Origin of the sequence: Nocardia harenae NBRC 108248 (assembly GCF_001612885.1) — a bacterium.
Taxonomy (GTDB): Bacteria; Actinomycetota; Actinomycetes; order Mycobacteriales; family Mycobacteriaceae; genus Nocardia; species Nocardia harenae.
Genome location: NZ_BDBH01000011.1, coordinates 314,200 through 326,403, shown reverse-complemented (window position 1 = coordinate 326,403; position 12,204 = coordinate 314,200). Strand labels below are relative to the sequence as shown.

14 protein-coding genes are annotated in these 12,204 nt (G+C 71.7%); 8 read left to right on the top strand and 6 right to left on the bottom strand.

What is annotated here, in order from left to right:
* Positions 1–179: 179 nt before the first annotated feature.
* Positions 180–929, top strand: coding sequence for a hypothetical protein (locus NH2_RS22795; protein WP_157103921.1), 750 nt, complete (start codon positions 180–182; stop codon positions 927–929).
* Between the two features lie 42 nt (positions 930–971).
* Here the strand turns inward: NH2_RS22795 and NH2_RS22790 are convergent, their stop codons facing one another.
* The 4 genes from NH2_RS22790 to modA form a co-directional block, all read right to left on the bottom strand.
* The gene (locus NH2_RS22790) at positions 972–1,571 is read right to left on the bottom strand and encodes a helix-turn-helix domain-containing protein (RefSeq protein ID WP_067658004.1); all 600 of its coding nucleotides are present in this window, start codon (positions 1,569–1,571) and stop codon (positions 972–974) included.
* Positions 1,568–1,909 (bottom strand): PEP-utilizing enzyme, encoded by a 342-nt coding sequence (locus NH2_RS22785; protein ID WP_067658002.1) that lies wholly within the window; start codon positions 1,907–1,909, stop codon positions 1,568–1,570. Before NH2_RS22785 ends, NH2_RS22790 begins: the two co-directional genes overlap by 4 nt.
* A 26-nt stretch (positions 1,910–1,935) precedes the next feature.
* Complete coding sequence (locus NH2_RS22780; RefSeq protein WP_067658000.1) at positions 1,936–2,520, bottom strand: TerD family protein; 585 nt, start codon at positions 2,518–2,520, stop codon at positions 1,936–1,938.
* Between the two features lie 238 nt (positions 2,521–2,758).
* On the bottom strand, positions 2,759–3,526 hold the full coding sequence (modA, locus tag NH2_RS22775; RefSeq protein ID WP_084505782.1) for a molybdate ABC transporter substrate-binding protein: 768 nt from the start codon (positions 3,524–3,526) through the stop codon (positions 2,759–2,761).
* A gap of 163 nt (positions 3,527–3,689) precedes the next feature.
* Here modA and NH2_RS22770 point away from each other — a divergent pair, with 163 nt between their 5' ends.
* Together NH2_RS22770 and NH2_RS22765 are read left to right on the top strand one after the other, a co-directional pair.
* Positions 3,690–4,886 carry a GNAT family N-acetyltransferase gene (locus NH2_RS22770; protein WP_067657998.1) on the top strand — a complete coding sequence of 399 codons (1,197 nt, stop codon included), beginning with the start codon at positions 3,690–3,692 and terminating at the stop codon, positions 4,884–4,886.
* A 94-nt stretch (positions 4,887–4,980) separates the two neighbouring features.
* The gene (locus tag NH2_RS22765; protein WP_245650718.1) at positions 4,981–5,631 is read left to right on the top strand and encodes a chloramphenicol phosphotransferase CPT family protein; all 651 of its coding nucleotides are present in this window, start codon (positions 4,981–4,983) and stop codon (positions 5,629–5,631) included.
* Positions 5,632–5,737: 106 nt separating this feature from the next.
* On the opposite strand, the gene NH2_RS22760 is transcribed toward NH2_RS22765, so the two are convergent.
* A complete protein-coding gene (locus tag NH2_RS22760; RefSeq protein ID WP_067657991.1) occupies positions 5,738–6,403 on the bottom strand; it encodes a hypothetical protein in 666 nt (221 codons plus the stop codon).
* A gap of 18 nt (positions 6,404–6,421) precedes the next feature.
* Between NH2_RS22760 and NH2_RS22755 the strand changes: the two genes are divergently transcribed.
* The 3 genes from NH2_RS22755 (at position 6,422) to NH2_RS29290 (ending at position 8,758) form a co-directional block, all read left to right on the top strand.
* Entirely contained in the window at positions 6,422–6,652 is a 231-nt protein-coding gene (locus NH2_RS22755) for a hypothetical protein (protein ID WP_067657989.1), read from the top strand.
* A 92-nt stretch (positions 6,653–6,744) separates the two neighbouring features.
* Positions 6,745–8,049 (top strand): AAA family ATPase, encoded by a 1,305-nt coding sequence (locus tag NH2_RS22750; protein WP_157103920.1) that lies wholly within the window; start codon positions 6,745–6,747, stop codon positions 8,047–8,049.
* A gap of 475 nt (positions 8,050–8,524) precedes the next feature.
* The gene (locus NH2_RS29290; protein WP_169811521.1) at positions 8,525–8,758 is read left to right on the top strand and encodes a hypothetical protein; all 234 of its coding nucleotides are present in this window, start codon (positions 8,525–8,527) and stop codon (positions 8,756–8,758) included.
* Positions 8,759–8,783: 25 nt separating this feature from the next.
* Here the strand turns inward: NH2_RS29290 and NH2_RS30235 are convergent, their stop codons facing one another.
* Positions 8,784–10,454: a hypothetical protein gene (locus NH2_RS30235; protein WP_281202053.1), complete on the bottom strand. Its 1,671-nt coding sequence runs from the start codon at positions 10,452–10,454 to the stop codon at positions 8,784–8,786.
* 170 nt (positions 10,455–10,624) lie between these two features.
* On the opposite strand from NH2_RS30235, the gene NH2_RS22740 reads away from it, so the two are divergent.
* Positions 10,625–11,260, top strand: coding sequence for a hypothetical protein (locus NH2_RS22740; RefSeq protein WP_157103918.1), 636 nt, complete (start codon positions 10,625–10,627; stop codon positions 11,258–11,260).
* A 56-nt stretch (positions 11,261–11,316) separates the two neighbouring features.
* Positions 11,317–12,183 (top strand): alpha/beta fold hydrolase, encoded by an 867-nt coding sequence (locus NH2_RS22735; protein ID WP_067657979.1) that lies wholly within the window; start codon positions 11,317–11,319, stop codon positions 12,181–12,183.
* Positions 12,184–12,204: the final 21 nt, after the last annotated feature.

The window sequence follows — 12,204 nt, the reverse complement described above, 5'->3', positions numbered from 1 at the left end:
TCCCCGGTCATGAGTAGTGGACTACTCGAAGCCTAACGGCCGGTATCGCGGCCGTCGCGGGAATTACCCCGGTCGAGTAGTGCGGTACTCGTGCCCGCCCCGTGTCCGCCGGGTGACGCTTGGCCGCGATGGCGCCGCCCTCCCGCGGCGCCCCGAGTGCGGCAGTGAGAGGCGGCGCGGTGATCCCCCCGATCGAGATCAAGATAAACCTCGGTACGGATGTCGACGGTGCGCTGAGCGTGCTCGGGTGCGCGGAGAGCCCGGCGGCGCGGCGCCGGATCTGGTTCGCCGAGTCCCGCGCCGACGGCCCGGACGGCGCGCTCGCGCTGCTCGGCAGCGGCCTCGTGATCCGGCTGCGCAGCGGCGATCTCGACGATCTGACGGTCAAACTGCGGCCCTGCCGCCGCTCCCAGCTCATGGGGCGCTGGGGGAAGCCGTTCACCGACACCGAGGTCGAGTACCGGGTCGAGGACGACTGGTGCGGGCAGCGCCGCGCGCTCACCGCCTCGGTGCTCGGCGTGCGCCCGCCCGGATCGCTGGCCGAGGTGGCCCGCTCCGGCGTCGACGTGACCGGCGCGCTGAACTCCGCCCAGCGGCAGTTCCTGGTCACCTGCACCCGCCCCGGCGTCGCGCTCGACCACCTCGAGCCGGTCGGCCCGATCGCCGCCACCCGCTGGACCGGCGTCCGCCTCGGCCGCCTCGACCTCGATGTGGAGCGCTGGACCGCGGGCGGGCTCGACCTGCTCGAGCTGGCCATGCGCATCGCCCCGATCGAGGGCGAGACGCCGCTGGAGCTGATCACCCGCGCCGCGCACGCCCAGCGCGGCTTCGAGGCCGAGGTGCGGCGGGCCGGGTTCCCGGTGCTGCGCGGGCGAACCAAGACTCAGCGCATGCTCGCCGCTCTGGTGCGGCGGCCGATCGAGCGCTGAGGCGCCGCCGGCGAGCTTCGGAGGGGGTTGCTCGCCGGCGGGTCAGCGCTCGATGCCGAGGGTGGCGATGAGATCCTCGTGCAGCTCGAACCAGACCCGGTGCGCGGAGTCGCGGTCGGTGCCGGTGATCCAGGCCGGATTGGTGGCCGCGGCGGCGAGCGCGGTGCCGAAGCGGCGGTGGTAGCCGGAGAAGCGGGGGAGGTGGGCGGTGAGGCGCTGCTCCAGCTCGCCGAGCAGCCGGGCCGGTTCGTGCAGGGCGGCGACGATGGCGCCGGCGTCGGCGGGCGCCTCGCCGATGCCGAGCTCGGTGAGCTGCCAGGCGGTGCAGGTGGCGCCGACGATCTCGTTGGCGGGCAGGAAGTCCCGGTAGATCCGCTGGAAATCGGCGCGCGCGCCGACGGCGTCCAGCTCGGCGGCGAGCCGCTGTTCGCCGTGCGCCTTGCCCGCCTCGGTGAGGGTCCAGCCGCGGTCGCCCGCGAAGGCGGCCTCGGTGACCCAGCCGCGGGCGCGGCCATCCTCCAGGTGCTCCTCGACCACCGGCGCCGGCAAGCCGAGCAGGTCGGCGATGCGCACCGTGCTCGCGTAGCCGGTGGTCCGCACTGCGTGCAGGACCAGCAGGTCGGGTGGGGTCTCGTGGGTCAAGGGGCGTCCTGAGCGTTGCTGACGGTTCCGGTTCCGCCGTCCACTACTACCCGATGCCCGTCGGCGAGCCGCACGGTGGCCTCCCGCGCGGCGGTGACGGCCGGGATGCCGAACTCGCGCGCCACGATCGCGGCGTGCGCCAGGATGCCGCCGGTCTCGGTGACCACCGCCGCGGCGCGGGCCAGCAAAGGGGTCCAGGCGGGCGAGGTGGCGCGGCAGACCAGGACGTCGCCGGGGCGGAAGCGGGCGAAGTCGTCGAGGTCGCGGATCACCCGCACCGGGCCGGTGGCGATACCGGGACCGGCCGCGGTGCCGGTGAGCAGGATCGCGTCGGTCACGCCGCGATCCCAGCGCCGCCGGATGCTCAGCCCTGCATGGCGAAGCGGAGCAGCGCCTGCCGGTCACCCTGCTTGATCTTGCCCTTGCGATCGAGCACCTCGAGCTGCCAGATCGGGCCGTTCCGGAAGGCGCGGGCGATGGCATTGGCATTGTCGGCGCCGAGCAGCGAGGGCCAGATCTCGGCGACCTGCTGGCTGCTGCCGCCGGTGGCGTCGTAGATCTTGAAGGCGACATTGTTGGCCTTCTCGAACGAGCTGCCCTTCTTGAAGGCGGCGGCGACGAAGATGATGGCGTCGATGGCCGGGGGCACCTGGCCGAGCGCGACGTTCACCGTCTCGTCGTCGCCGGCGGCGGCGCCGGTCTGCTCGTCGCCGGTGTGCACGATGGAGCCGTTGCCGAGCGGGTCGAGCGAGTCCAGCCCCGCGAAGCGGACCGGCTCGGGGCCCTGCATGAGGATCGCGATGAGGTCGAGATCGACACCCTTCTTGCGGCGCGCGATCCCGAGCAGGCCGCCGCTGGCGCCCGCGCTCGGATCCCACGACACCGCGACCCGGAGATCGGTGATTCCTGCCAGATCGGCTGCGCCGTCCTCTTTGCGAAGGGTGATCATGGGACCCACCTTAGAGGGGTTCCGGCCGGAGCGTATGTCCGATTTCCCGGACCGCGGGTTCGCTCGCATTCGCCGCGTCGAGGCGGGTTTCCTCGGTCGCGACTTCGACGCGGGGCGGCCTGCGGTTTTGCCCACGGTAGCGAGCTTTTCCCAGCCCGGGCGGGCCGGCGGGATTCACCGGCCCCCGTCGTGCCCAGGCGGAGACGACGCACCCGGGGCCGGGTTCATGGCGTTCCCTTCAGGGTTGGTCGAACCCGGCCGCGGCGAAGACCGGATCGGCCTGCTCGGAGGTGACGAACTGGACGAACGCCGTGGCGGCGGCGGCGTTCGGGGCCTCGGAGAGCGGCGCGATGGGGTAATCGTTGACGGCGCTCGCGGCCTCCGGGAAGTCGATTCCCTGCACTTTGTCGCCCGCCGCCCGCACATCGGTGCGGTAGACCAGCGCGGCGTCGACCTCGCCCAGCGTCACCTTGGTGAGCGCCGCCTTGACGTCGGCCTCGCGGGTATCCGGCTGCGGGGTGATGCTCGCGGTCCGGAAGACGGTGGCCGCGGCGGCCCCGCAGGGCACCTGCTCCGCGCAGAGCGCGATCGTGAGCTCGGCCCTGCCGAAGTCGGCCAGCCCGGTGATCCTGCCTGGGTTGCCCGCCGGGACCGCGATCTCGAGGCGATTGCGGACGAAGGTCACCGGCGCGACTGTCACGTCTCCGCCGTCCTGCACCTGCTGCATGTTCCGCGGCGCCGCGGCGGCGAAGACATCGGCGGGGGCGCCCTGGCCGATCTGCTGCGCGAGCGCGGAGCTGGCGCCGAAGTTGAAGACCACCTTCGCCCCCGGGTACGCGGCCTCGAACTGCTCGCCGAGCTCGGTGAAGGTCTCGGTGAGCGAGGCGGCGGCGAAGACGGTGACGGTGCCGGAGACGGCATCCCCCGTCGCGGGCTCGGCATCGTCGGTGCCGCACCCGGCGACCATGGCAACCGCGGCGACGACGGCCCCCAGCTTGCGCATCATGTCTGACCTCATCCTGTCCGGCGGCCGAGCCGCAAATACGAAACAGATGCCATTCTATTGGCGCATTCGCCGAAGTGGATGTCCAACCGCTCCGCTGCTGCGTTCCGGCCCGCGCTCCGACGGATCGGCGGCGAACCCGGGCGGCGGTCGTAGAGTCGATGCGGTGACGATCGAGATCGAGGTGGCGTCGAGCGCGGCCGAGGTGGAGGCGGCGGCCGAGGTGTTCCGGGTCGCCATGGTCGGCATCCCGCCGCAGCGGGTCCCGGCGACCGAGGTGAACGAGCCCGGCCGCACCCTGCTGGCCAGGGTGGACGGCGTCCCGGCCGGCACCGCCACCGCCTACAGCGGCGGGCTGGTGGTGCCCGGCGGCGCGCGGGTGCCGCACGCCGGGGTCACCCGGGTCGGGGTGCTGCCGACGTACGCCAGGCGCGGCATCGTGAGCGCGCTGCTGCGGCGGCAGCTCGCCGATATCGCCGAGCGCGGCGAGGTGGTGGCCGGGCTGCGCGCCACCCAGGGCGGCATCTACGAGCGGTTCGGCTACGGCGTCGCCAGCCGCTCGGCCGCGGTGCGGGTCGAGACCGCCGCGGCCCGGCTGCGCCCGACCCTGCCGCCGTCCGGGCCGGTGCGCTACGCCGAACGCGCCACCTCCTTCGATACGCTCGCAAAAATTTACGCGCGGCTCGATCTCTCGCGGCCCGGCGAGATCGACCGTTCGCCGTACTGGTGGCGCACCCGCGAGCTCTTCGACAGCGGGGATTCGCACGTCGTGCTGCACGGGGAGCCCGGCGCCGAGGACGGCTTCGTCCGGTACCGCGCGCTCGACACCACCGACTGGCCGCGCAGCACCGGCCGCGCGGTGCGCGTCGGCGATCTGGTGGCGGGCTCACCGGCCGCGCTGCTCGGGTTGCTCCGCCACCTCTTCGCGCTCGATATCGCGCACCGCGTCGAATTCCCCATGGTGGCCGTCGATTTCCCGCTCGCGGAGCTGGTCACCGACGAGCGCGCGGTCACCGTCACCGGCATCGGGGACGAGACCTGGCTGCGCCTGGTGGACGTGCCCGCGGCTTTGTCGAGCCGCGCCTACGGCGATGGCGAGCCGGTGCTGCTCGGCGTCACCGACCCGATCCTGCCCGAGAACTCCGGCACCTACCGGGTGAGCGCAGGCGAGACCACCCGCACCGACGCGGAACCCGAGCTCACCGCCGACGTCGCGGCGCTGGCCGCCGCCTACCTCGGCGGCACCCCGTGGCGGCACCTGGTCCTCGCCGGACGCGCCGCCGAGCACCGACCCGGCACCGCGGCCGCCGCCGACGCGCTCTTCCGCACGCCCGCACCGCCGTTCAGCGGCACCTTCTTCTAGGTTCTGTCCCTCGGTCGGTGCATGGGTCCCGCTGGGCCGGGGGAAGTGCGCCATCCTCTGCTGTAGCGAGAATGGCGGTCGGTCGAGGTCGGGCGTGATCAATTGCCTGCGTCTGCGGTTCGTGTCGTGGCGCTATCATCCGGGAATGCCGGGACCGCGCGTGATCCTGCTCAATGGAACCTCCAGTGCCGGCAAGACGACCCTCGCTCGTGCTGTCCAGGACGAGGCCGATACCCCGTTCGTCTACTGGGGTATCGACACCCTGTTCGCTCTGGTCCCGCAGAAATGGGGTGGCGGGCTCGACGGACCGCTCGCGCAGGAGGGGTTCCGATACGAGCGCGGGCAGGACCCCGACGGGCATCTGCGCACCGTCATTCGGGTTGGGCCGACCGGCCTGCGCATACTGCACGCCGGGTGTGCTGCCGCCGCCGCGATACCGCGCTCCGGGCTCGATCTCGTGATCGACGAGATGCTGCTCACTCCTGATCTCCTGCGCGTGTGGTTGACCGCGCTCGCTGGATTCACTGTGCAGTTCGTCGCCGTCACCTGCCCGCCGGAGGTCGCCGAGCAGCGCGAAGCCGCGCGCGGCCAAGTGCCCGGCCTCAGTCGCGGTCACCGGCCGCTCGTCCACGCACACGAGCACACCTACGATGCCGTTGTCGACACCGCCGCCGCGAGCCCGGCCGACCTGGCCGTGGCGATTCTCCGCGGCGAACCGGGCAACGGGCGCCTCGACCCGCACTAGGTTGTTCTCCTGATTCCTTCAGTCGTTCGATGATCAGGGCTGTCGAACCGGGCTGCCACCGCTCGCGGGTGCTCGACCTTGTCGAAGGCCGATGGGGAGACCGAACCTAGGCCCCGCCTCGGTGCTGACCCGGCGGCGTCCGCACCGCGATCTCACCGCTGAGCGCGTGCCCGCCGAGCAGCTTCAACCGGTCACCGCTCCAGAACTTGCCCGGGTCGTACCAGTCCGGGCTGCGCTTCGCGCTGAGCAGCCCCATGGCCTGGTAAGTCGCCGCCACGATCTCCGCGCAGTACGCGTTCTCCACCTCGCTGGCCTTCGGCGGCCGGGAGGACCGGCGCGGCAGCCGGACCCGGCCGCGGAACCAGCGCGCGGTGAGCGTCGCGGTGGAGGGGAACGGGGTGCCGTTCAGCCGGGCGATGGCGCGCAGCGCGCCGTCCTCGCGCTCCCGGTCGGCGGGCGGCTCCAGCTGCCGCAGCCACGCCTGCTGCCCGTAGCGATTCGCCCAGACCAGCACCGCGTCGCGCAGATTGTGCAGCTGGGCGCCGCGGTGCGCGCTGCCCGACCACATGTCCGGGAGCGAGCGGCCCAGCTCGGCATGCCAGATCAGCGCGGGGAGATCGTCGATCACCACCGCCATCCCGACGTGGTTGACCGGAGCGTTGGTCAGCGTCCGGATCATCCGATCGGCCGTGGAATGACCACGGAACAGCCAGATGTCACCTGTCCTGGTGATCTCGACAGCCCGATCGAGATCGATGTCCACACCCGCCATACCCGTAGCCTAGGCGGTATGAGGTGGTGGAAGGTGTTGGGTTTGGCGGGCGCAGCGGGCGTTGTGGCCACCGGCGCGGTCGTGGTGCGCGGCGAGCGGCGCCGCCGCGCCTACACCCCGGACCAGGTCAGGGAACAGTTGCACAGCCGGTTCGCGCAGGCGGCGGCGGTGGAGGCGGCTGCGCCGCCCGCTGTCGAGTCGCGCTGGGCCAGGACGCGGGCCGCCGTGCGCAGCCGCTTCCGGCGCTGAGCGGGGTTCAGCGGGCGCCGGAGCGATAGTCCGGCCGTGCGGCGCGGCTCGTGACGGCGGAAATCGGTCTTGCGGTGAGTAGCCTGAGCGGCATGCCCGAACCCGGCGACTGGCACATCAGCAGGCTCGAAGTCGAGAATTTCCGCTGTTTCGAGCGTCTCGACATGACGTTCGATCCGCGGCTGACCGTGCTGATCGGTCCGAACGGGACCGGTAAGACGGCGGTGTTGGACGCACTTGCCGTCATGCTCTCGACCGTCCTCCAGGCATTCGAGGCGGGCAGCCGCGGCTTCGCGACGGACGATGCTCGCGAAGTTCCCCGCGATCTCGATTTTCAGGATGCCGTCGCGAGGATGGAGACGGTCTACCCGGTTCGAGCCGGGGTCGACGCGACACTCGCCGGCTGGCAGTTCGAGTGGCACCGGGAGCGGAGAAGTGCGAAGGGCCGTACCTCGTGGGGTGACAAGTTGGTCGTCAGGGATACGGTTGCCCAGCTGCTGAAGCAGGAGAGAGCGCTACTGCCGGTATTGGCGCTGTACGGCGTCGAGCGATTGATCGGAGTGCGAAAGGCCACCGGCGCGATCGCCCGCTCGCGCATCGGAGCCTACGATGCTGCGCTCGACGGCAAGTCGGACCTCACGCGGCTCTCGGGATTCATCGAGGCACTGACGCTGGCGGATTTCGTTGCGGATTCCCGCGGCGATGAGGCACGCGCCGCCCGCAATCAGCTGACCGCGATATCGCTCGCGTGCAATAGGATGCTCGGAGTCACGGGCTGGCGCGACCCCGTGTGGAATCCGATTGTGCGGGGGCTGACCCTGCGGCACTCGGCCCACGGCGAACTTCCCCTGTCCTCACTGTCGAGCGGCATAAAGATCGCCGCTGGGCTCGTGATCGACCTGGTGAGCCGAATGGCGCGGGCGAATCCGGCGCGCGGTGCGGAGGACTTGCTGGAGTCGGTGCCGGGCATCGTGCTCATCGACGAAATCGATCTGCATCTGCACCCGACGTGGCAGCAGCAGATCCTTCCGGCATTGACAGCGACCTTTCCGCGCGTGCAGTTCATCGTCACAACGCACAGCCCGCAGGTATTGTCCACCGTCGAGGGGCACAGGATCAGGGTGCTCGGCGAGACGGACGCGCGGGAAGTTCCGTTCGCCGCCGGTTTGCGCAGCGACATTGTGCTCGCCGAGGTCATGGACACGTCTCCGGCACCGCGGCTCGACATCAACAAAGAGCTGGACCGGTACCTCGACCTCGTCGATCAGGGGGCCGGGCGATCGGCGGAGGCGGTGCGGCTGCGCCTGAAGCTCGACGAGGAGCTTGGCGGTATCGCCAATGTCCCGCAATTGGCGGATGCGGACGCCAAGATCGCCTTCTTCGATATGGATGAATGATGCGTCGCATCGCGGCTGCACCTCAGCCATCCAGCTTCCACTTCGGCCGATCGAGCGGAGCCGCATTCGGTGACCTGTCGTCGGATCCGGCGATCCGGCGCGCGTTGTGGCTGGAACAGGGACGCCGGTGCGCCTACTGCGAGCGGATTCTCCAGGACCCGGTCAACTCCCTTCATCGGACGAAGATCGAGCATTTCCACCCGCAGTCGGCACGGGCCTGGACCGCGGACTGCGCGCTGTGCAGCGGAGCCGCCGACAATGCCGCTGCGTCGACGACGTGGTCCAACCTACTGCTCTGTTGCGATGGAAACGAGGCGCAGGGGCGAAGAGTCAGACCTGCGACACGTCGAAGAAAGACACCGATATCTGTGCCACGTTCCGGAATCCGAAACGCTGGGCCCAAGAGCAGGTTGCGAAAGTTGATCGCGCGGGCCGCGTGGTGCCGGGTGGCGGACTTCCCGGCGGTGCGGATGATGTGATCGACACCGTCCTGCGGCTCAACGCCGGACGCTTGGTAGCAGCGCGGAATTCGATCATCGCGGCTGAGGCTCGCAGACTCGCGAAAACCAAAGCCAAAGAGCGCGGTTTGACCCCTCGGCGCCGCGCACAGCTCGCGGCCGAGCTGCGAGCGCGCGCCGAGACGGCCGAGTACGGCTCAGCATTGCTGACCATGGCGGACCACCTGCTGGCAGGCGGCGCGGGCCGGTAGCGGGGTACGCGGCCGAATTACGAACTCAGCGGGTTGCGAATTCGACGAGCCGGGCGGAGACCGGCTCGGGAGAGCCATCCCGGCGCGAATCCGGATCGGCGGTGACCAGGTCGAGGTGGTTGTAACCGGCCAGCTCGATCCTGGTGTCCAGCGGGCTGCCCGAGTCCGGCAGCGGGATGCCGCCGCTGCCCTGCAGGGTGAGCATGGGCAGCGCGTTCACGCCCTCGGGGTGCAGGTGGTGCGCGGTGATCGAGGGGGCGGTGGTCTGCTGCAGGTCGAAGGCGATGCGGGAGGGGAAGTACCACTCGGTGAAGTCGAGCGGCGGTTCGCAGAGGGTGCGGGCCAGCTGGGCGATGGAGGTGACCTCGCTGCCGGGGTTGGTATAGGGGGAGGTGCCGGGGGTGACCTCGTCCCAGTCCAGCCAGCGGTAGACGGTGTCGGGGGCGTGGCGGGTCGGCGAGACCTTGGGGGCGTCGCCGAAGCCGCCGAAGCCGAGCGGGCCGCGGGCGACGGTGTCCGGCAGCGGGAAGTCCTTGGGGCCGATCGGGCCGCCGGTGACGAAGCCGGTGCTGGCCTGGAGGAAGCCGAGCGGCTGCGAGTTGTCGTCGAGCAGCGCGCCGAGCACCGCCTCGTTGCCCGCGGTGAGGGTGCGGGCGTCGGGGGAGCCGGTGAGGAAGGCGGCGGCGTTCTGCGAGAGCAGGGTGCGCAGGGTGAGGGTGATATTCGGGTTGTCGGGGAGGCGGCTGACCAGGTCGTTCACGCCGTCGGGGGCGAGGCGGGCGGCCAGCCCGGCGAGCGCGAGCAGGTTGGTGGTCTCCGGGTTGATCACGGCGGGGAGCCGGAGCACGGGCAGCGCGGTGTCCAGCTGCAGGGAGAGGTTCTCCACGCCGCCGGCGAGGGCGGGCGGGATCGCGGGGAGGTCGATGCCGCGCAGCCCGAGCCCGACCCGGATCACGGTGTCCAGCGCGAACCAGCCGCCGCACTGGTGGTAGCCCGCGTCGTCGGTGGTCGCCGGGTTGCCGTCGAAATCCCAGCCGGCGAAGTAGCCGGTGACGAAGCCGCCGAGGGAGTGCCCGCCGCACAGCAGTTTCCGCTGCCGCAGCCGCTGGTCGGGGAGCTCGAGGCGGAGCAGGTCGTACTGGTCGCGCAGGGTTTGCGCCAGGCCCTGGTCGCGCAGCCAGTCGGTGGCGGCGCCGTCGGCGTAGCCGGCGAAGCGGCGGCCCTCCACCTCGGCGCCGCGGAAGTAGTAGTTCGTGGCGGTGTCCAGGTCGCCTGCGGCGAGCGCGGCCCTGGTGCCGGTGTGGTCCTCCAGGCAGTTGGAGCGCCGGTCGAGGGCCCAGAACTCCAGGTGGATGCCGAAGCGCGCGGCCAGCGCGACGGTATTGCGGGCGACGCTGTCGAAAGCGCCCGCGCCCTCGAAGATCCCGGGCTGGGCGACCAGAATGCGGTCCGCGGCGGCGGACTCGCTCGGCCCGGAGGCCGAGCGCCAGCGCAGGTAGGAGAGCTGGTCGCAGGCGGGCGGGTGCGGGAGCGCGGTGGGCGGCAGCGGGATGTCGCGGGTGACCACCGTCGAGATCACCGACGTCACCGGCGAACTGGACGGATACCCGGCCTCGGTGCGCCCCGGCTCCGCCGCCGCGGGCGCCGCGCTCGCGGCCGAAACCGCCGCCAGCAGCGCGCACACCGCGCTTGCCACTCGACCCCGCATCGTCGCTGTCCCTTCGGCCGTGATCCGCACATGCAACCCCGGAAGGCGGTGGCACCGGACGGTACCGCGCAGGAATGTCCCGGATTCACAAAGGCGCCCGGCCGAGTGCTGTGAGGCGGCACAGGGGTTCGTGCGTGAAACGGCTGGGAGTCGGCCGAGTGAATCGCGAAGCGGCATGGCCGTACCGGTCGGCGCCCTTCCGGCCGGTGCGCGGGCGCGATCTGCTCACCCCGGCCTGCTTCGCACTGCTGAACCCGGTGGTGAGCGCCGTATTCGGGCTCGTGGTCGGGCGGGGCGGGTCAACCCTCGATCTCGGCGGCGAGCGGATCAGGGCGAAGAGCCACCGCCCGGACCGGGACCTGGATTTCGCGCTGCCCACCGGCGCGCGCGCCCGCGCCGCCGAGGACGACCCGGGCGCGGCCGCCGCGTTTCTCGGCACCTGGCGGTACGACCCGCCCGACCCCGCCACCCAGCGCAATATCCGCCTGGCGCGGGCGGATTCGGGGGTGGTGCCGAGCCCGGAGCAGGGCACGGTCACCTTCTCCGCCGACTACGGCGGCCGGATCAGCGCCCGCACCGAGGACGGCTGCGCGTGGACGCTGCTGGCCCGCGGCAATACCGCCAAGCTCGACCCGCCGGTGCAGACCTGCCCGCGGCCCGGGGGCACCAGCATTACCATGCGGTCCTGGACCACCGCCTCGGACGGCATGCACCAGACCGCCATCCTGCACGGCGAGACCGAGCAGAAGACCCCGTTCACCGTGTCCTTCGCCACGCTGACCGCGGACCGATGAATCCGGGACCGCAGCACCGTCGAATCCAGCGCAGCCCCCGACCCCGAGGAGTCACCGTGCCCGACACTGCCACCGTCGCCACCTCCGGCGCCACCATCACCTACGACGTGCACCACGTAACCGGTTCCGCACCCGCCCTTTTCGTGCTCGGCTCGCCCATGGAGGCGGCCGCCTTCGGCACCCTCGCCGGGTACTTCACCGATCGGACCGTGCTCACCTACGATCCGCGCGGCACCGGCCGCAGCCCGCTCGCCGAGCCCGGCGGCGAGGCCGACCCGGCCGAGCACGCCGATGACCTGCGGGCGGTGCTGGAGGCGGCGGCGCTCGGCCCGATCGACGTCTTCGCCACCAGCGGCGGTGCGGTGAACGCGCTGGCCTGGATCGGCAGGCACCGGCCCGAGTCGGTGCGCACCCTGGTCGCGCACGAACCGCCGGTCGCGCAGTTCCTGCCGGACCGGGAGACGGTGCTCGCCGTCTGCGCCGACATCTACGACACCTACCAGGCCAAGGGCGAGGGGGCGGCGATGGCGAAGTTCATCGCGCTGGTCTCGCAGCAGGGGCCGCTGCCGGCCGGGTACGCGGACGCGCCCGGCCCGGACCCGGCCGCCTTCGGGCTGCCGGACACCGACGACGGCTCCCGGACCAACCCGTTGCTCGGGCTGAACATGCGCACCTGCATGCGGTACGACCACGACCTGGACGCGCTGCGCGCGGCGCAGACCCGGATCGTGCTCGCCTCGGGCGCGGAGTCCGGCGCCTCGCTGGCCGCGCGTGGCGCCGAGACCTTCGCCGCAGCGGGCGGTTTCGAGCATGTGGTGGTGCCGGGCGGGCACACCGGGTTCCTCGGCGGGGAGTACGGGCAGCAGGGTGAGCCGGAGGCCTTCGCCGCCGCGCTGCGCGACGTGCTGGCGGCCGCTCCGTAGCGCCGGGACATGGGACTCGCC

What these genes read in the sequence shown, in the direction of transcription:
- NH2_RS22780 (WP_067658000.1), bottom strand. Translation starts at nt 2,520, where the DNA reads ATGATCACCCTTCGCAAAGAGGACGGCGCAGCCGATCTGGCAGGAATC.
- modA (WP_084505782.1), bottom strand. Translation starts at nt 3,526, where the DNA reads ATGATGCGCAAGCTGGGGGCCGTCGTCGCCGCGGTTGCCATGGTCGCC.
- NH2_RS22760 (WP_067657991.1), bottom strand. Translation starts at nt 6,403, where the DNA reads ATGGCGGGTGTGGACATCGATCTCGATCGGGCTGTCGAGATCACCAGG.
- NH2_RS22755 (WP_067657989.1), top strand. Translation starts at nt 6,422, where the DNA reads ATGAGGTGGTGGAAGGTGTTGGGTTTGGCGGGCGCAGCGGGCGTTGTG.
- NH2_RS22750 (WP_157103920.1), top strand. Translation starts at nt 6,745, where the DNA reads ATGCCCGAACCCGGCGACTGGCACATCAGCAGGCTCGAAGTCGAGAAT.